The 18,202-nt window shown below is 60.1% G+C and carries 14 protein-coding genes and 1 pseudogene; 13 read left to right on the forward strand and 2 right to left on the reverse strand.

Going from position 1 to position 18,202, the window contains the following annotated elements:
* Positions 1–129: 129 nt before the first annotated feature.
* The 3 genes from dnaK (at position 130) to AUP74_RS07955 (ending at position 4,500) form a co-directional block, all read left to right on the forward strand.
* Positions 130–2,070 (forward strand): molecular chaperone DnaK, encoded by a 1,941-nt coding sequence (gene dnaK, locus AUP74_RS07945; RefSeq protein WP_069947109.1) that lies wholly within the window; start codon positions 130–132, stop codon positions 2,068–2,070.
* Positions 2,071–2,266: 196 nt separating this feature from the next.
* Entirely contained in the window at positions 2,267–3,385 is a 1,119-nt protein-coding gene (gene dnaJ, locus AUP74_RS07950; protein WP_069947110.1) for a molecular chaperone DnaJ, read from the forward strand.
* 239 nt (positions 3,386–3,624) lie between these two features.
* Positions 3,625–4,500 (forward strand): alpha/beta hydrolase, encoded by an 876-nt coding sequence (locus tag AUP74_RS07955; RefSeq protein WP_069947111.1) that lies wholly within the window; start codon positions 3,625–3,627, stop codon positions 4,498–4,500.
* A 69-nt stretch (positions 4,501–4,569) separates the two neighbouring features.
* On the opposite strand, the gene AUP74_RS07960 is transcribed toward AUP74_RS07955, so the two are convergent.
* Positions 4,570–5,019 carry a hypothetical protein gene (locus AUP74_RS07960; protein ID WP_069947112.1) on the reverse strand — a complete coding sequence of 150 codons (450 nt, stop codon included), beginning with the start codon at positions 5,017–5,019 and terminating at the stop codon, positions 4,570–4,572.
* A gap of 205 nt (positions 5,020–5,224) precedes the next feature.
* Here AUP74_RS07960 and dapB point away from each other — a divergent pair, with 205 nt between their 5' ends.
* The 10 genes and pseudogenes from dapB to AUP74_RS08005 all read left to right on the forward strand — a co-directional run bounded on the left by dapB (position 5,225) and on the right by AUP74_RS08005 (position 17,218).
* Positions 5,225–6,037: a 4-hydroxy-tetrahydrodipicolinate reductase gene (gene dapB / locus AUP74_RS07965; RefSeq protein WP_069947113.1), complete on the forward strand. Its 813-nt coding sequence runs from the start codon at positions 5,225–5,227 to the stop codon at positions 6,035–6,037.
* Positions 6,038–6,093: 56 nt separating this feature from the next.
* Positions 6,094–6,501: pseudogene (locus tag AUP74_RS17395) on the forward strand (ATP-dependent zinc protease family protein); the annotation flags it as partial.
* Between the two features lie 84 nt (positions 6,502–6,585).
* On the forward strand, positions 6,586–7,533 hold the full coding sequence (rimK, locus tag AUP74_RS07970) for a 30S ribosomal protein S6--L-glutamate ligase (protein WP_226999934.1): 948 nt from the start codon (positions 6,586–6,588) through the stop codon (positions 7,531–7,533).
* A gap of 287 nt (positions 7,534–7,820) precedes the next feature.
* Positions 7,821–8,408: a YfiR family protein gene (locus AUP74_RS07975; RefSeq protein ID WP_226999916.1), complete on the forward strand. Its 588-nt coding sequence runs from the start codon at positions 7,821–7,823 to the stop codon at positions 8,406–8,408.
* A gap of 385 nt (positions 8,409–8,793) precedes the next feature.
* On the forward strand, positions 8,794–9,930 hold the full coding sequence (gene carA, locus AUP74_RS07980) for a glutamine-hydrolyzing carbamoyl-phosphate synthase small subunit (protein ID WP_069947115.1): 1,137 nt from the start codon (positions 8,794–8,796) through the stop codon (positions 9,928–9,930).
* Between the two features lie 74 nt (positions 9,931–10,004).
* Positions 10,005–13,235, forward strand: a complete 3,231-nt coding sequence (carB, locus tag AUP74_RS07985) for a carbamoyl-phosphate synthase large subunit (RefSeq protein WP_069947116.1) — start codon at positions 10,005–10,007, stop codon at positions 13,233–13,235.
* 126 nt (positions 13,236–13,361) lie between these two features.
* Positions 13,362–13,838: a transcription elongation factor GreA gene (greA, locus tag AUP74_RS07990; RefSeq protein WP_069947117.1), complete on the forward strand. Its 477-nt coding sequence runs from the start codon at positions 13,362–13,364 to the stop codon at positions 13,836–13,838.
* Positions 13,839–14,128: 290 nt separating this feature from the next.
* Positions 14,129–15,175, forward strand: a complete 1,047-nt coding sequence (locus AUP74_RS07995; RefSeq protein ID WP_069947118.1) for an HlyD family secretion protein — start codon at positions 14,129–14,131, stop codon at positions 15,173–15,175.
* The gene (locus tag AUP74_RS08000; protein WP_226999917.1) at positions 15,165–16,115 is read left to right on the forward strand and encodes an ABC transporter ATP-binding protein; all 951 of its coding nucleotides are present in this window, start codon (positions 15,165–15,167) and stop codon (positions 16,113–16,115) included. The genes AUP74_RS07995 and AUP74_RS08000 overlap by 11 nt, the downstream gene beginning before the upstream one ends.
* A complete protein-coding gene (locus AUP74_RS08005; protein WP_069947119.1) occupies positions 16,112–17,218 on the forward strand; it encodes an ABC transporter permease in 1,107 nt (368 codons plus the stop codon). The genes AUP74_RS08000 and AUP74_RS08005 overlap by 4 nt, the downstream gene beginning before the upstream one ends.
* 70 nt (positions 17,219–17,288) lie before the next feature.
* On the opposite strand, the gene AUP74_RS08010 is transcribed toward AUP74_RS08005, so the two are convergent.
* Complete coding sequence (locus AUP74_RS08010) at positions 17,289–17,882, reverse strand: helix-turn-helix transcriptional regulator (protein WP_069947120.1); 594 nt, start codon at positions 17,880–17,882, stop codon at positions 17,289–17,291.
* Positions 17,883–18,202: the final 320 nt, after the last annotated feature.

Consider the following 18,202-nt stretch of genomic DNA (forward strand, 5'->3'; position numbering starts at 1 on the left):
AATTGAGGCGGAGCTGAAGAAAGCCCCTTGAAATTGTAAGGCCGGCACCAATATAGCTGGCAACAGAGAATACAAACGCGCAGCGGCCCGGACACAGGGGGTGGCGCGCAGAGACTAGAGGACATACTGATGGGAAAAATTATCGGCATCGACCTGGGTACCACCAACAGCTGTGTGGCTGTTCTGGAGGGCGATAAGGCACGTGTAATCGAAAACGCCGAGGGTGATCGCACCACCCCGTCCATCGTTGCTTTCACCGATGACAACGAGATTCTGGTGGGCCAGTCTGCCAAGCGTCAGGCGGTAACCAACCCGCAGAACACCCTGTTCGCGGTGAAGCGCCTGATCGGCCGCAAGTTCAAGGATGATGTGGTGCAGAAGGACATCAAGATGGTGCCCTACCAGATCGTCGAAGCCGACAACGGCGATGCCTGGGTGGAAGTGAAAGGCGACAAGAAGGCGCCGCCGCAGATTTCCGCTGAAGTGCTGAAAAAGATGAAAAAGACTGCCGAGGACTTCCTCGGTGAGAAGGTCGACGCCGCGGTGATCACCGTACCGGCCTACTTCAACGACTCCCAGCGTCAGGCCACCAAGGATGCCGGCCGCATTGCCGGTCTGGACGTGAAGCGCATCATCAACGAGCCGACGGCAGCAGCGCTGGCTTACGGCATGGATAAAGCCGGTGGTGACCGCACCATCGCGGTTTACGACCTGGGTGGTGGTACCTTCGATATCTCCATTATCGAGATCGCTGATGTCGACGGCGAGAAGCAGTTCGAAGTGCTGTCCACTAACGGTGACACTTTCCTCGGTGGTGAGGACTTCGACCTGCGCCTGATCGAATATTTGGCCGAGCAGTTCAAGAAAGAGCAGGGTATCGACCTGCAGGGCGACCCCCTGGCCATGCAGCGCCTGAAGGAAGCGGCCGAGAAGGCCAAGATCGAGCTGTCCTCCAGCCAGCAGACTGAGGTGAACCTGCCGTACATCACTGCAGATGCCACCGGTCCCAAGCACCTGGTCGTCAAGCTGACCCGCGCCAAGCTGGAGAGCCTGGTAGAAGAGCTGGTTACCCGCTCCCTGGAGCCGGTCAAGACTGCCCTGGCCGACGCGGACCTGTCGGCTTCCGGCGTTGACGAAGTGATCCTGGTCGGCGGCCAGACCCGTATGCCGCTGGTACAGCAGAAGGTGACCGAGTTCTTCGGCAAGGAACCGCGCAAGGACGTGAACCCGGACGAAGCCGTTGCCATGGGTGCGGCCATTCAGGGTGCAGTACTGGCCGGTGATGTGAAAGACGTGCTGCTGCTGGATGTGACCCCGCTGACCCTGGGTATCGAGACCATGGGTGGTGTGGCCACGCCGCTGATCGACAAGAACACCACTATCCCGACCAAGAAGTCGCAGGTATTCTCCACCGCCGAAGACAACCAGACTGCCGTGACCATCCACGTGGTACAGGGTGAGCGCAAGCAGGCGGCGCAGAACAAGTCTCTGGGACGTTTTGATCTGGCAGACATTCCGCCGGCGCCGCGCGGTGTGCCGCAGGTTGAAGTGACCTTCGATATCGATGCCAACGGTATCCTGCATGTACATGCCAAGGACAAGGCCACCGGCAAGGAGCAGTCCATCGTGATCAAGGCCTCTTCTGGCCTGTCCGATGAAGAGATCGACAAGATGGTGCAGGACGCCGAGGCAAATGCCGAGGCCGACAAGCAGTTCGAAGAGTTGGTGACTGCGCGCAATACCCTCGACGGCCTGATCTCTGCGACCAAGAAAACCCTCGAGGAAGCGGGTGACAAGGTTACCGCCGACGAGAAGTCCGCGATCGAAGCGGCACTGTCCGAGGCGGAAGAAGCCGTCAAGGGCAACGACAAGGCGGCGATGGACGCGGCTACTACCAAGCTGACCGAGGCTTCTGGCCCTGTGGCTCAGAAGATGTACGCCGAGCAGGCTCAGGCTGCGCAGGGCGCCGAAGGTGCGGCTGGCGGAGAACAGGCCCAGCAGTCCGGTGGCGACGACGCGGTGGACGCCGAGTTCGAAGAAGTGAAGGACGACAAAAAAGAGGACAAGTAAGCCGCTAGCCAGCGGGCTGAACGTCCTTCGCGGGGCGCGGCGGTTTACCGAAAGGGGCCGCCGCGCCCCTGTCGTTTGCGGCCGGGCAACCGGTAGCGAGCGATATCGCCGACGGGAGAGCGGCGTGTTTGGGTTTGGGAGAAAGAGAACAAAGACAGCCTGACCGGCGAATTGACCGGTCCAGAGATACAGATTTATGTCGAAGCGCGATTACTACGAAATTCTCGGTGTCAGCAAAGGTGCGGACGAGAAAGAGCTGAAAAAAGCCTATCGCCGGGTGGCGATGAAATATCACCCGGACCGCAACCCCGATGACAAGGAGGCAGAGGCCAAGTTCAAGGAAGCCAATGAGGCCTACGAGGTCCTGTCCGATCCGCAGAAAAAAGCCGCTTACGACCAGTTTGGCCATGAGGGCGTCGAGGGGCAGATGGGCGGCGGCGCCGGTGGTTTCGGCGGCTTCTCCGATATTTTCGGCGACGTCTTTGGCGATATCTTTGGCGGCGGTGGCGGCCGTCGGGGCGGTCCGGCGCGGGGTTCCGACCTGCGCTACGATCTGGAACTGGATCTGGAGGACGCGGTGCGCGGCACCACCGTCAAGATCCGGGTGCCCACCCTGGTCGGCTGTGATACCTGCGACGGTTCCGGCGCCAAGCCCGGCTCCAAGCCGCAGACCTGTGGCACCTGTGGCGGTGTCGGTCAGGTACGCATGCAGCAGGGCTTTTTCTCCGTGCAGCAGACCTGTCCCAATTGCCGCGGTCGCGGCACTATCATCAGCGACCCCTGTGGCAGCTGCCATGGCGCCGGGCGCGTGGAGCAGACCAAGACCCTGTCCGTAAAAGTACCGCCGGGTGTCGATACCGGCGACCGTATTCGCCTGTCCGGTGAGGGTGAGGCGGGGCCGGACGGTGGCCCGCCCGGGGATCTGTACGTGCAGGTGGTGGTGAAGGAGCACGAGCTGTTCCAGCGCGATGGCCGCAACCTATACTGCGAGGTGCCCATCAGCTTTGTCGCCGCGGCCCTGGGCGGCGAGCTGGAAGTGCCGACCCTGGACGGCAAGGTGAAACTGAAGATTCCGGCCGAGTCCCAGACCGGCAAGCTGTTCCGCCTGCGCGGCAAGGGTGTCACCCCGGTACGCGGTGGTGCGCCCGGTGACCTGCTGTGTCGGGTCGTGGTGGAGACACCGGTCAACCTGACCGGCAAGCAGAAAGAGTTGCTGCAGGAGTTTGCAGGCACCTTGAGTGAGAAGAAAAACTCTCCCCGCCAGACCGGCTGGTTTGAAGGGGTGAAGAACTTTTTCGGCGATATGAAACTGTAACAGGCGCGTATCGCCGACATTTTTCGGCCGATCCAGCACAAAAAAAAGCGGCTTTAGGCCGCTTTTTTTGTGCCAGCTTGATGCAGGTGTTACGGGGAACTCCGGCCCGAGTGACGCTCTGCAAAGAAGAAATTCACCGCCTCGTGTAAGGTGTCGGGTTCAGATCAGTCGCTGACTGTGATCGCTTCAGGGGTGCCGGGGTGTGGCGCTCGATATGAAAAAAGAAAGGATGCATTAGAATGAAAAAAATTTTGAAGGTTTTTGCCTTGGGGGTGCTGAGTCTCCTGATCGCTACCGGCGGCTTCGCTTTTTATCTTTACCAAACCAATGACTTTGTCAGCGCAGTGGTGGATAACGATGAGTCCAGGCTGTTTTATTTCCCGGTGAAAGAGATGCGCCGAATGGAGGTGCTGGCTTATGAGGAAATTCCGTTGCGGGTTGCTGAGGATGTCACCATCTACAGCTATTTCTTCAAACCAGAGACAGACAGCGTCAGGGCCACAATCTTCTTCCTGCATGGCTCGGGAGGTAATGTCAGCCTGTACCTGCCCGCTATCCAGCCACTCGTGGAAAGTGGATTCCAGGTATACGCACTCGACTGGCGGGGCTTCGGTAAGTCTGGGGGTAAGCCGACGCACCTTAATGTGCTGGAGGACAGCAAAATCGCATTCGCCGATATGCGCTCCCGGGAAGAGGTGAAGTCGACTCCCGTGGTCGTTCTCGGCCAATCCCTGGGCGGCCAGGTGGCTGTGGGATTGACTAGGGAGTTACAGGAGCAGGTAACTGCGCTGGTGCTCGATGGCAGTGTCGCGTCCTTCTCCACCGTTGCGGCTGACAATACCCCGGTGGAATTCCTGCGCCAGCGCGCGGAGAGCCACCCTGAAGATTTCCACCAACCCTACACGGCCGCCGAGGACATTCGAGAGATTACCGCCATCCCAAAGCTGATTATTCAGAGCCGCGATGACACCAATGTGCGCCCCGAGCGCGGCCAGACACTCTTTGCCAATGCCCGAGAGCCAAAAGCCTTCTGGCAGACAGAAGGCAAACATATCCATACGCTGATGAAATACCCGGACGAAACAGTGAGCAAAATCGAGCAGCTCCTCAACTAGTGCCCACTGTGCCTCTCCTGTGCACCTCTCCTGAAAGGGGCGCCAGGCGAGGGCAGGTTTAGCGGTTGGCTAAAGTTTGTCCAGTCTTTCGCGAAAGTCCTGGTGATATTCCCGCTGTATTTCCTTGAGCGTCTCGAGCTGGTCCGGTGCGAGTAGCGGCACCAGCTTGGCGCGGGTTTCGGCACGAATGGCGATCATCTTGGCATCGATTTCTTCTACTTCCTGCTCGCTAAGGTGCGGTTTGTCGCCGCTCAGGAAACCGTAGGACTTGAGCATTTCTTTTTTACGCTGGAAATCCTGCTCGAGGATCGGGAGCACTTTCTGTTCCTGCTCCGGCGTGAGCTCCAGGCGCAGGGTCACCCAGTCGGCAATATCGTCATATTTTTCCCAGAAGTCCTCGCCGAGACCCTCGTCGCGAGCACAGCCGCCAAGCACAAGTAGCGCGGTGGCGAGCAGGGCCCAGTGGCAGAGGCGGGATGTGGATAAGGCTTTTCTCGAAGTGATTTCAGGTGTCAACATTGGCGCTTCTCCCTTGCTTTCTCCAAGCCTAGCCCGAAGGGGAGAGACAGCCGCACGATATGCATAGAGTTCGTGAGAATAGCCGCCATCCGTCGCTCGGAATCCTGGCCGCTGATTGCCGCTCTGTTATCTTTTCGCTAGCGCAAGGACAGGTGCCGGTAGAGCGCGGTAGAATCCGCCGCTTTAAGCAAGGAGGAGAGAGCCCATGGCGGTAAAGGTTGCAGTCACCGGGTTTGGTGGCCGGATGGGGAGAGCCCTGGCCCAGGCGCTGGTCCAGTCAGAGCGGGCGGAGCTCTCTGCGGCCGTGGTGCGCCCTGAATCCACTCTGGTCGGAGCCGATGCCGGCGAGATTGCTGGCCTGGGAAACCTTGGGCTGCCGGTCGTGGGGGCTTTAAAGGACGCAGAGTTTGACGTTCTGATTGATTTCTCCGCCCCGACGGCGACACTGGCCAATGCGGCTTTCTGTGCCGAGTATGGAAAGCCAATCGTGATCGGCACCACCGGTTTTGACGCTGATCAAAAGGCGCGACTGCTGAAAGCGGCCGAGGTGATCCCGCTCTGTATGGCCAGTAATTTCTCTACCGGGGTCAACCTGTGCTTCAAGCTGCTGGAATCCGCAGCGCGGGTCATGGGTGAAGACGCCGACATCGAGATCGTCGAGGCACATCATCGGCACAAGGTGGATGCGCCCTCCGGTACCGCCCTCAGCATGGGGGAGGTCATTGCAGATACCCTCGGTCGGGACCTGTCGGAGGTCGCGGTTTACGGACGAGAAGGGCAGACGGGAGCCCGTGACCGGGACACCATCGGCTTTGCCACCGTTCGTGGCGGAGATGTGGTGGGGGATCACACGGTAATGTTCCTTGCCGACGGTGAGCGGGTCGAGATCAGCCACCGCGCCAGCAGCCGCTTGTCTTTTGCCCGCGGTGCTGTGCGCGCCGCGCTGTGGCTCGCAGGGGAGGGCGGCGAAGTACGCGCGCCTGGCCACTACGATATGCGCGACGTCCTCGGTCTGTAATTTCTGCAATATTTTTAAACTGCGCTGAGCGCAGCCCTCTCCAGTTCAAGGAGTCAGTGAGTTTGGAAAAAAAATTAATCGTCGGCAGCGAGGAGTGGTGCAGCTTTCCCTCTCTCGGTATTCCCGCTATCAAGGCGCGGGTGGACTCGGGGGCAAAGACCTCCAGCCTGCACGCTTATAACATCCAGACCTTCAAGCGGGATGGCGAACCCTGGGTGAGCTTTGAGGCGCATCCGCTGCAGCACCTGCGGCGCCCGTCCGTGCGCTGCGAAGCGAAGCTGCTGGACAAGCGCATGGTGCGCAGCTCCTCAGGTGAGGCGGAGAAGCGCCCGGTGATCCGCACTTCCCTGTCCATCGGAGGCAGTGTCTGGGATATCGAGCTGACGCTCACCAATCGTGACAGCATGGGTTACCGGATGTTGCTGGGGCGTGAGGCGATGCTGGGGCGCATGCTGGTGGATCCCTCCGAGAGTTTCTGTCTCGGTGATGTCCGCCCGAGCGAGCTGGAAGAGTATTACCGGGACGAGCACCACATCGCCGGCACCGGGCTGCGTATTGGCCTGCTGGCTTCCAACCCGGACCTTTACAGCAACCAGCGCATTATGGAGGCGGGGGCGGAACGTGGGCATCGCATGAGCTTCCTCGATATCCGCCAGTGCTATATGAAGCTGGACCCCAATGAGCCGGAAGTGCATTACCGCGACGGTCGCATCCTTAACAACCTGGATGCCGTCATTCCGCGGATCCGCCCCAGTCAGACGTTCTACGGCTGTGCGCTGACACGCCATTTCGAAAGCCTGGATGTCTTCGCCCTGAACGGCTCAGCGGCCATCAGTCAGTCTCGGGACAAACTCTTTTCACTGCAGTTGTTGCAGCAGAACGGTCTGAATATTCCCACATCGGGCTTCGCCAACTCCCCGGTAGATACCAACGAGCTGATCGAAATGGTCGGGGGTGCACCTCTGATCGTGAAGCTGCTGGAAGGAACTCAGGGGCGGGGCGTGGTGCTGGCCGAGACCCGCAAAGCGGGAGAGTCGGTGATCAATGCCTTCAAGTCCCTGAAGGCGAACCTGCTGGTGCAGGAGTTTATCCGCGAGGCTCAGGGGCGGGATCTGCGCCTGTTTGTGATCGATGGCAAGGTGGTAGCCGCCATTCAGCGCGAGGCGGCTCCCGGAGAGTTCCGCGCCAATATTCACCAGGGTGGCACGGCATCGGTGGTCAAAGTCACCGTCGAGGAGAAGCGTCTGGCGATCAAGGCGGCCAAGGTGTTGGGACTCAAGGTGGCGGGGGTCGATATTATCCGCTCCAAGAAGGGGCCGTTGCTGCTGGAGGTCAACTCCTCCCCCGGTCTCGAGGGAATCGAGAGCGCTACCCGCAAGGATGTGGCCGGCGCGATGATCATGTCCATCGAGAAAGCGCTGAAGTGGCGCCCGCCCATCGCAGCCAACAGCACTGCCCCGGCCGGGGATGCTGAGCCGTCTGCTCCGGAAGACTGACCTTTAGGCTCCGGGGGGCTAGGTGCACTTCCTTTCCCTCTGGCTCAGTCTTTTCGGGGGGCAAAGCAGGCTTTTGGCGAAGCGCCGCTGCCGAGACTACCCTCAAGTTGGGAGACTGCGCATTCGCTTGCGTGCGTCTCCAGGGCGTGACGGGCGTGGTGGTGATTGCAATCCCCCACCCGCCACTGCCGCACATCGAAATCTGGCCGCCATGGACGGGCGGTAGCGGGGAGCTGGCCTCCCCTCAACTTCACCTCGGTGACTGCGAAATGCATGGATTCGCTGGCATGAAAAGTAGCAAGCTGTTTCCTGAAACCCTCTTGCGGCAGGTGCGCATTTTCTTGGCTATGTGCCTGCTGACTGTATTGGCCGCGCCGGGTGTCGGCGCTTCTCCACGGCTGTCGGAAACCGAAGCCGGCCGCGAGGTAATGGTCAATTACATTATCCACTTTGCCCACCATATCCAGTGGCCCATCGAGGCGTTTAATGGCACCGCCGCGCCCTTTCGGGTCTGTCTTATCGGCGATGACCAGATTCGAAAGCCCCTGTGGGCGCGGCTCAAGCACCAGAGTATCGATGGGCGTCGGGCCTCGGTGGAGACGCTGGCACACGGCGAGCTGCGCCGGGCACGGGATTGCCAGGTGCTGCTGTTACTGGCCCTGCCGCGAGCAGACCAGCTGGAGATTATCGGGGCGCTGCAGTACTTTCCGGTCTTGACCATGAGCGACAGCCCGCGCTTTGCCGCGACCGGGGGAATGGTGGAGTTCGCCGGCAGCGGGGGCAATGTATCCCTGCGCTTGAACAAGACGATGCTGGAGCGGGCCGAACTCAAGACCGGCACCAGTCTGTTCCGACTCACACGCCATGTGCCCTGAGGCGCCACATGGTCAACGTTGACTGAGCAGCCGACCGGTCTCGTGGGTTTGATGAGAAAATCGATGCTTTTTTGCACTGGCGCCTGGGGCCTAATTGCCGTAGAATCTGCGCCCGGTTTGGGCATGCCCCGCAGCGAGGTCTGTCTGTGCAGTGGCGGCCCCGTCAACGCCGGCGGCAAGTGCCGGCCACAGTGTGAGAGCCGTGCGTGAATAATTTCAAAAAAGCGAGATGAAGCGGAAGTTTCATCTCGCTTTTTTATAGGGGCAATCCGAGCAGTCCCTGCACCACCGCAGTCTGGTGCCGCCCCCAAACCGTCCCGCCCGGAAGCAGTTCTGAAGATTGGAGATCACGTTGAGTAAAACTGTCCCCACGCCGGAGTTCCTGATGCCCCGCACCACCCCGGCCCTGCTGGTCCTCGCCGACGGCAGTGAATTTCACGGGCGCGCCATCGGCGCTCATGGCAGCTCCACCGGTGAAGTGGTGTTCAACACCTCGATGACCGGTTACCAGGAGATCCTGACCGATCCCTCCTATGCCCGCCAGATCGTTACCCTGACGTATCCGCACATCGGCAATACCGGCACCAATGCCGAGGATGAAGAGTGCGAAGAAATCTGGGCCGCGGGCCTGGTCATCCGCGACCTGCCGTTGCTGGCCAGCAGCTTCCGCAACGAGCAGTCCCTGGAGGACTACCTGAAGGCGCGCAACATTGTCGGTATCGCGGATATCGATACCCGCCGCCTGACCCGACTGCTGCGCGACGGCGGCGCCCAGAGTGGCTGCATTGTCGCCGGCGACAATATCGACCGCGACGCAGCCCTGGCCAAGGCGCGGGAGTTTGCCGGTCTGAAGGGCATGGACCTGGCCAAGGTGGTATCCACCAAAAAGCCCTATCCGTTCAACGAGGGCACCTGGGCTCTCGGTCAGGGCCACAAGCCGGCACCGGCATCGCAGCCGCACAAGGTGGTGGCCTACGATTTCGGTGTTAAGCGCAACATCCTGCGCATGCTGGTAGACCGCGGCTGTGAGATCACCGTGGTGCCGGCGGAGACACCGGCAGCGGAAGTCCTGGCCATGAAACCGGATGGTGTTTTCCTCTCCAACGGTCCGGGCGACCCCGAGCCCTGTGACTACGCCATTGCCGCCATCCGCGAGCTGCTGGAGGCGGAGATCCCCATCTATGGTATTTGCCTCGGCCACCAGTTGCTGGGTCTGGCCGTGGGTGGGCGCACTGCGAAGATGAAATTCGGTCACCACGGTGGCAACCACCCGGTGCAGTGCCTGCAGAGCGGTCGCGTAATGATTACCGCCCAGAACCACGGCTTCGCCGTTGACGAGGGCTCCCTGCCGGACAACGTGGAAGTCACTCACGTTTCACTGTTCGACAAGACCAACCAGGGCATTCGCGTTAAAGACAAGCCGGCGTTCAGCTTCCAGGGGCACCCTGAAGCGAGCCCTGGCCCGCACGATATGGCGCCCCTGTTCGATCAGTTTATCGACCTGATGGCGGAGCGCCGCTAGGCAAAGCCACTGCAAAACGCCCGAGAGACAACTTTAAAACGACCGGTTCCAGGCCGGCGTGAAGCGGAAGAAAGATGCCAAAACGCACAGACATCAAAAGCATTCTGATTATCGGCGCTGGTCCCATCGTGATCGGCCAGGCCTGTGAGTTCGACTACTCCGGTGCCCAGGCCTGTAAGGCGCTGCGGGAAGAGGGATACCGGGTTATCCTGGTCAACTCCAACCCGGCCACCATCATGACGGATCCGGCGATGGCCGATGCCACTTACATCGAGCCGGTGGAGTGGAAGACCGTTGCCAAAATTATCGAACAGGAGCGCCCGGACGCCATCCTGCCCACCATGGGTGGCCAGACCGCACTGAACTGTGCCCTGGCGCTGGACAAGCATGGCGTGCTGGAAAAGTTCGGTGTGGAACTGATCGGTGCCGACAAGGAAGCCATCGAGAAAGCCGAGGACCGCGACCTGTTCGACAAGGCGATGAAGTCCATCGGCCTCGAAACCCCGCGCGCCAAAATCGTCCACTCCCTGGAGGAGGCGAAGAAAGTCCCGGAAGAGTTCGGTTTTCCGGTCATCATCCGCCCGTCCTTCACCATGGGCGGCTCCGGCGGCGGTGTGGCCTACAACTGGCCGGAGTTCGAGGAAATCTGCAAACGCGGACTCGACCTCTCGCCCACCAACGAACTACTGATCGACGAATCCCTGCTCGGCTGGAAAGAGTACGAGATGGAGGTGGTTCGCGATAAGAACGACAACTGCATCATCGTGTGTTCCATCGAGAACTTCGATCCGATGGGGGTGCACACCGGTGACTCCATTACTGTCGCGCCGGCGCAGACGCTGACCGACAAGGAATACCAGCTGATGCGTAACGCCTCCATCGCGGTACTGCGCGAGATCGGCGTGGAGACCGGCGGCTCCAACGTGCAGTTCGGCGTCTGCCCGAACACCGGCCGCATGGTCATCATCGAGATGAACCCGCGGGTATCCCGCTCCTCAGCACTGGCCTCCAAGGCCACCGGCTTCCCGATCGCCAAAGTCGCGGCCAAGCTGGCGGTGGGCTACACCCTCGACGAGCTGCAGAACGAGATCACTGGTGGTGCGACACCGGCCTCTTTCGAGCCGTCCATCGATTACGTGGTTACCAAGATCCCGCGCTTTACCTTCGAGAAATTCGGCGAGGCGGATGCCCGCCTGACGACGCAGATGAAGTCCGTCGGTGAGGTGATGGCTATCGGCCGCACTTTCCAGGAGTCCCTGCAGAAAGCCCTGCGCGGCCTGGAAGTGGGTAGCTTTGGCCTGGAGAGCAAGATCGACCCGGATGAGGACGGGGCCAAGGAGCGCCTGCGCCGCGAGCTGTCCGTCGCCGGTGCCGAGCGCATCTGGTATGTCGGCGATGCGTTCCGCATGGGCATGAGCGTCGAAGAGGTGTTCGAACTCTCTGCCATCGATCCCTGGTTCCTGGTGCAGATCGAGGAGCTGATCAAGATCGAGGAGCCCCTCAAGTCCCTGCCGACCTCGGCGCTCACTACCGAGCATATGCGCTTCCTGAAGCGCAAGGGTTTCTCTGACAAGCGTCTGGCGGACCTGCTGGGTGTCAGCCAGAAGACCGTGCGTGAGTTCCGCCACAAGCTGGGCGTGTTCCCGTCCTACAAGCGCGTGGATACCTGTGCGGCGGAATTTTCCACCAGCACGGCCTACATGTACTCCACCTATGACGAGGAGTGCGAGGCCAACCCGTCCGACAAGAAGAAGATCATGGTGCTCGGCGGCGGTCCCAACCGCATCGGCCAGGGCATCGAGTTTGACTACTGCTGTGTGCACGCGGCTCTCGCCATGCGCGACGACGGTTACGAGACCATCATGGTCAACTGTAACCCGGAGACGGTTTCCACTGACTACGACACCTCGGACCGCCTCTATTTCGAGCCGGTGACCCTTGAGGACGTGCTGGAAATCGTGCGCAAGGAAAAGCCCACCGGGGTCATCGTGCAGTTCGGCGGTCAGACGCCGCTGAACCTGGCTCGCTACCTGGCCGCCGAGGGTGTGCCGATCATCGGTACCACCCCGGAGCAGATCGACCGGGCCGAGGACCGGGAGCGCTTCCAGCAGATGATCATGCGTCTGGGCCTCAAGCAGCCTGACAATGCCATCGTGCGCTCCGTTACCGAGGCCATTCAAACGGCCAAGGATGTGGGCTATCCGTTGGTGGTGCGCCCCTCCTACGTATTGGGCGGCCGCGCCATGGAGATCGTCTACAAGGAAGAGGAGCTGCTCAAGTACATGAAGGAGGCCGTGGAGGTCTCCGACGAGGCGCCGGTACTGCTGGATAACTTCCTCAATGCGGCGATCGAGGTGGACATCGATGCGGTATCTGACGGTGAGGATGTCGTGATCGGTGCCATCATGCAGCATATCGAGCAGGCAGGTGTGCACTCCGGTGACTCCGCGTGCTCGCTGCCACCCTACAGCCTGCCGGCGGATGTGCAGGACAAGATGCGTGAGCAGGTGAAGGCCATGGCCCGGGAACTGGGCGTCGTGGGTCTGATGAACACCCAGCTCGCCTACCAGGATGGCGAGATCTACGTGATCGAGGTCAACCCGCGCGCTTCGCGCACCGTGCCGTTCGTCTCCAAGTGTATCGGTACTTCGCTGGCCAAAGTGGCTGCTCGCTGTCAGGCCGGCATCAGCCTGGCGGAGCAGGGCTTTACCGAGGAGATCGTGCCGGACTACTTCTCCGTGAAGGAGTCGGTATTCCCGTTCAACAAATTCCCGAAAGTGGACCCGATTCTCGGCCCGGAAATGAAATCCACCGGTGAGGTAATGGGGGTTGGCGCGACCTTTGCCGAGGCGTTCGACAAGGGGCTGCTGGCCGCCGGCGACACCCTGCCGGAATCCGGCAAGGTATTTATCTCCGTGCGCGACTTCGACAAAGACGCGGTGGTCCCCGTCGCCCGCGACCTGGCGACCCTCGGCTTCGAGCTGGTGGCTACGCGCGGAACCGCTCAGGTGTTGCAAGACAGCGGTATTGCCGTTACAACCGTCAACAAGATGAGCGAAGGCCGCCCGCATATCGTCGACATGATCAAGAATGACGAAATCGCGCTGGTGGTGAATACCACGGAAGGGCGCCAGGCCATTCGCGATTCGGCTGATATCCGCCGCAGTGCGGAGAATCACCAGGTGTGCTACACCACCACGCTGGCAGCAGCCAAGGCAATGGCTCTGGCAATGCAGCTGGGCGAACCCCTCAAGGTGCGCCGTCTGCAGGACCTGCACCAGCGCGTGGTCAAGCTGCCAGAGTAAAGCCGATTACTCAGGCCGCCAGGCTTCAGCCTTGCGCGGCCGGCCACTCTGAACACAACAATCGCAGCCAGGCCCCCGAACTTCGGGGGTCCTGGTTTTGTCGTTATAAAAAACTGGAGGCCCAAATTGAACCGGGTACCAATGACTGTCGAGGGCGCCGAATCACTGCGCGCCGAACTGAACAACCTGAAAAAAGTCGAGCGTCCCGCCGTCGTACAGGCGATCGCTGAGGCGCGCGAGCACGGTGACCTGAAAGAGAACGCCGAATATCACGCCGCACGGGAAAAGCAGGGGTTCATCGAGGGTCGCATCCAGGAAATCGAAGCCAAGCTGTCTCACGCCCAGGTTATCGATGTCAAAGCCATCGAGCCAAGCGACCGGGTGATCTTCGGCACCACCGTCACCATTATTCATATGGAGACAGACGAAGAGGTCACCTACAAAATCGTTGGCGATGATGAGGCGGATGTTAAGCAGAAGAAAATTTCCGTGAATTCGCCAATCGCCCGTGCCCTGATTGGCAAGGAAGTGGGCGATGTGGTGGAAGTGCATACGCCTTCCGGTGCGGTGGAATATGAAATCGATTCCGTAGAGCACCTCTGAATAGGCGGGAAGCAGGCAGGTTTTTCGGAATGTAAAAGGCGGCCCCTGGGCCGCCTTTTTTATTGCTGCCGACGGCCCGGCGTGGGAGAGATCTGGTAGTACAAACTTGAAGCCGGCCGTTATCTTCATTAATTTGAATGTCATTCATCCTGAAAGACGAGCCCGTCAATGGCCAAGGAATGTGCCGGTCTAAACCTGCCTGAATGGTGGGACGACAGCCATACTGCTGGGGCATCAGCTACCCGTAGGTTTGTCCGCCATACTTTCCTCATTCAGGGCGACAACTCCTGATGCGTGTGTCGCTCATCAAGGGCCTGATCTCCAGGCTGCCCCCCCTTCTGCAGCTGGCGCTGACGATCATTACTGTGGTTTGCCTGTCCGGCTGTGAACCAGAGCCGCAGCGCGTACTGGGAACGCTCGAGTGGGACCGGATAGCGCTGCCGGCCCCGGTGGCAGAGAAAATCGTTGCGATCAAAGTCCGGGAGGGGGACCGTGTCACCGCTGGCCAGATATTGATGGCACTCGATGACAGTACGGTAAGAGCACGTAGGGACGCCACAGGTGCAGAAGCGGCGCGCCAGGAAGCACTGTTGCAGGAATTACGCGAGGGGCCCCGCTCGGAGGAAATTGATCGGGCCAGGGCGGATCTGGAACGGGTCCGCAGCCAGCTAAGGGATGCCGAAGCCCGTTATCGGCGTCTTGCCGAGTTAGCCAGGCGGCACTTTGTTTCCAAAGATGACCTGGACAGTGCCAGAGCTGCCGCCGAAAGTGCCCGCGCCCAGGTAACAGCGGCAGAGGCTTTGCTGCTAGAGCTCGAGAGAGGCACCCGCTCGGAGCGTATCGACCAGGCTCAGGCGGCGCTGGAGCGGGCCAGGTCCGAACAGCAAGTCCAGCAAGCGTTACTGGATAAGCTGGTATTGCAGGCACCGCGGTCCGGACTGGTCGACAGTATTCCGTTCAAGCTTGGAGATGAAGCCCCGATTGGCGGGCCATTGATCACTATGCTGGTCGGCGAAACGCCCTATGCCCGGGTCTATATTCCTCAGCCCATGCGGGCCGGAATTCAGGTTGGCGATGCCGCGACTGTCACAATCGAGGGAGGCGATAGAGGTTACCCGGGGCGAGTAAGAGCTATTCGCAGTGAACCGAGCTTTACACCCTATTACGCGTTGACCGGCGAAGATGTCTCTCGGCTCAGCTACCTGGCGGAAATTCAGCTGGACGAGGCTGCGGCGAACCTGCCCTCGGGGCTGCCGCTGCAGGCAAAATTCTTAACGGCTCGAGCCAGCGACGCCCCGTCCACATCGCCCGCAACCGGGGCCGACAATGTCCGATGACGAGGTCGCAATCCGTGCCCGTGGGCTGACCAAGTGTTTTGGCAGCCTTCGCGCTGTCGACGGCCTCGATCTCACTGTCGATCGGCGCCAGGTCTATGGCTTTCTCGGCCCGAATGGCTCGGGAAAATCCACTGCAATCCGTATGCTATGCGGTTTGCTGACGCCCACTGCCGGGGATATCGAGGTGCTCGGACTGCGCATCCCCGAGCAGGCGGATCAGCTCCGTTACCATATCGGCTACATGACCCAGCACTTTTCCCTGTTCAGCGATCTCACTGTGCGGGAAAACCTCGAATTTCTCGCCGCCATCCACGGGCTTGAACAACGCGATAGTCGTAAACGGGTGGAACAGTTACTCGGGGAATATCAGCTTGAGCACCGGCAGCAACAGCTGGCCGGTACTTTGAGCGGCGGCCAGCGCCAGCGGCTGGCACTGGCCGGTAGTGTACTCCACCGGCCGGAACTACTTTTTCTTGATGAGCCCACCAGTGCGGTGGATCCGGAGTCGAGGCGGGATTTCTGGGAAAAGTTGTTTGAGCTGGCGGACGCGGGCACCACCATTCTGGTTTCATCGCACTACATGGACGAGGCGGAGCGGTGCCACCGCCTGGCCGTGCTCGATCACGGTTGCCTTGTGGCCGACGGCAGCCCGGCAGAACTTACCGGTGGCCTGGAGGGGCGTACCTTTGAGGTGCACGCGCAACAACCCCGTCGCGCACGTCAAAAGCTTTTACAGATGGCAGGGATTATCAGTGCGGCACAAATTGGCAACAACCTGAGGGTGCTCTGTGGTGAGTCTCAAGTCGATGTGCAGCAATGGCAAAAGGAGCTTGATGAGGCCGGGCTGCAGGCGCAGATCAACCCCATAGCACCGAACCTCGAAGACGTATTTGTCGCAGTCACCAATAAACCGGAACACATCCCCGAGGCCGCGCCGTGAACTGGCGTCGCACCTGGGCCGTGCTGGTAAAGGAGCTGCGCCAGTTGCGCCGTGACAGGGTGACCCTGTCCATGATCGTCGTGATTCCAATCCTGCAGCTGGTGCTTTTCGGCTACGCGATTAACCTCAATTTGCGCCATCTTCCCACGGCTATCGTCGACCAGGCGGGAACCAGCAGCTCCCGACAGCTGGTGATGGATATGCTCGCCACTGATGTTATTCACCCCGAAACCGATGCCCGTACACCGGAACAGCTGATGACAATGCTGCGCCGCGGGGAAATCCAGGTTGGGGTGGTGATACCACCAGACTTCGAGCGCCGTCTGGCTAGGGGGGAATCCGCGGTGCAAGTCCTGGTGGACGGCAGCGATACGGTAGTACAGAACGCCGCCCGTCAGCTCGCACGGATGCCGCTGACAGACAGCGCCCGTGAGCGGCACCTGAATTCGGTGCCTGTACCGGAAGTGGCGGTTTCGGTAGTCAGTTTCTATAACCCGCAACGGGTATCCGCCATCAATATCGTGCCTGGCCTGATCGGTATCATTCTCACCATGACGATGGTGATGTTCACGGCCATTGCCATTGTGCGGGAGCGGGAGCGCGGCAATATGGAGCTGCTGATCGCAACACCGGTCAGTGGTACGGAGTTGATGACTGGCAAGGTACTGCCCTATGGTGTCATCGGTCTGATCCAGACCAGTCTGGTGCTGCTGTGTGGGATATGGCTTTTTGGGGTGCCGGTGCGGGGCAGCATCCTGGATGTCTACCTGGCTGCGCTTCTGCTGATTCTGGCCAACCTGACTCTTGGTCTGCTCATATCAACCCGGGCGAAATCCCAGTTTCAGGCCATGCAGATGACGTTTTTTGTGTTCGTTCCCTCGATCCTGTTGTCAGGGTTCGTTTTTCCCTTTGAGGGGATGCCGGAGCCGGCACAGTGGATTGCAGAGGTGTTACCGCTGACACACTTCGTCCGCTTGATTCGCGGTGTGATGTTGCGGGGAGCTGACCTGACAGAGTTATGGTCCGATGTGCTGGCGCTTATCGCCTTCACCGCTGTCATGATGACGCTGGCAGTCCTGCGCTTCAGTAAGCGACTTGATTAAGTTCTGGCTTTTTCTCTCCCCCTGGTCCCGGGCAGTGAGGTCAACAGCAGCAATAGCGGCACTCACCGCGTCATGGATTCTCTGGTTCCAGGTGCAGCTTGGCCCAGTTGCTCGCCTGCACCCGGTTCTTAACGCCGATCTTCTTGAAGATGTTGTACATATGGTTTTTTACCGTGTGCTCGCTCAAATGCAGACGTGAGGCGATAGTGCTGTTGGCGTCGCCGGTGGTGAGCTGGTGAAGGATTTCCTGCTCCCTGCGGGTCAGCAAAAGGCGGTTCCGCAGATTGGCCCGGCGCGCTCCCTCACGGCTTCCCAGTGCCTGGCGCAGGTTTCTCAGCAGTGTCTGTTGGCTGCAGGAGGCATCCGAGATGAAATGGATGTTGGGTGATCGCAGCTGGCTGGCAGTACGGCCGGGAAGCTCCATTGGGAAGTTGATCAGTAAGATCAGCGGGTGATCCAGGGACTGGAGCTGGCCAATGATCCGCGAAGTGTCGCCACTGGATAGCATCTGCCAGCAATCGACCACGATGGCGCTGTAGTGGTGTAGGCAGTGGCGCTGTTTTCCGAGCTCTGCCTTTTCCCAATTCATGGGAAGCGCTTCCGAGACCAGTGTATAGAGCAATTCACCCTGCAGGCCGGGGTGACTGAAAAAGAGAACCGGCATGGGCTTGTTCCTTTTGATCCATCTCCGTCGGGCTCGATCCATCGCTGCTCAGTACTTCACTTATCCCCGGAGTTTCGCGAGCTGGAAAAAGCAACAATGTTTTTGCTAATGGCCGCTCTCCCCCGACACTTGAGAACGAATTACCAGTTTTCGTCGAAAACACTGCGCAAAAATGCCTCAGTGCTGAGAATTTAGTGTGGAGTGTAGTTGGTGTTTACTGATGGATAGGCGAGATTGCACGTCAGTCTTTTTGATCTGGCGGCCCCGTCCCCCAGGCCCGCCAGGGGGCGCTGAATGGCCGTCGCTTCGGGATAAACAGG

The organism is Microbulbifer aggregans (assembly GCF_001750105.1).
In the GTDB taxonomy this organism is placed as follows: Bacteria; Pseudomonadota; Gammaproteobacteria; order Pseudomonadales; family Cellvibrionaceae; genus Microbulbifer; species Microbulbifer aggregans.

Bases quoted from the DNA above. Each gene is read 5' to 3' on its own strand.
- dnaK (WP_069947109.1), top strand. From the start codon at position 130: ATGGGAAAAATTATCGGCATCGACCTGGGTACCACCAACAGCTGTGTG.
- dnaJ (WP_069947110.1), top strand. From the start codon at position 2,267: ATGTCGAAGCGCGATTACTACGAAATTCTCGGTGTCAGCAAAGGTGCG.
- AUP74_RS07955 (WP_069947111.1), top strand. From the start codon at position 3,625: ATGAAAAAAATTTTGAAGGTTTTTGCCTTGGGGGTGCTGAGTCTCCTG.
- AUP74_RS07960 (WP_069947112.1), bottom strand. From the start codon at position 5,019: ATGTTGACACCTGAAATCACTTCGAGAAAAGCCTTATCCACATCCCGC.
- dapB (WP_069947113.1), top strand. From the start codon at position 5,225: ATGGCGGTAAAGGTTGCAGTCACCGGGTTTGGTGGCCGGATGGGGAGA.
- AUP74_RS07975 (WP_226999916.1), top strand. From the start codon at position 7,821: ATGAAAAGTAGCAAGCTGTTTCCTGAAACCCTCTTGCGGCAGGTGCGC.
- carA (WP_069947115.1), top strand. From the start codon at position 8,794: ATGCCCCGCACCACCCCGGCCCTGCTGGTCCTCGCCGACGGCAGTGAA.
- carB (WP_069947116.1), top strand. From the start codon at position 10,005: ATGCCAAAACGCACAGACATCAAAAGCATTCTGATTATCGGCGCTGGT.
- AUP74_RS07995 (WP_069947118.1), top strand. From the start codon at position 14,129: ATGCGTGTGTCGCTCATCAAGGGCCTGATCTCCAGGCTGCCCCCCCTT.
- AUP74_RS08000 (WP_226999917.1), top strand. From the start codon at position 15,165: ATGTCCGATGACGAGGTCGCAATCCGTGCCCGTGGGCTGACCAAGTGT.
- AUP74_RS08010 (WP_069947120.1), bottom strand. From the start codon at position 17,882: ATGCCGGTTCTCTTTTTCAGTCACCCCGGCCTGCAGGGTGAATTGCTC.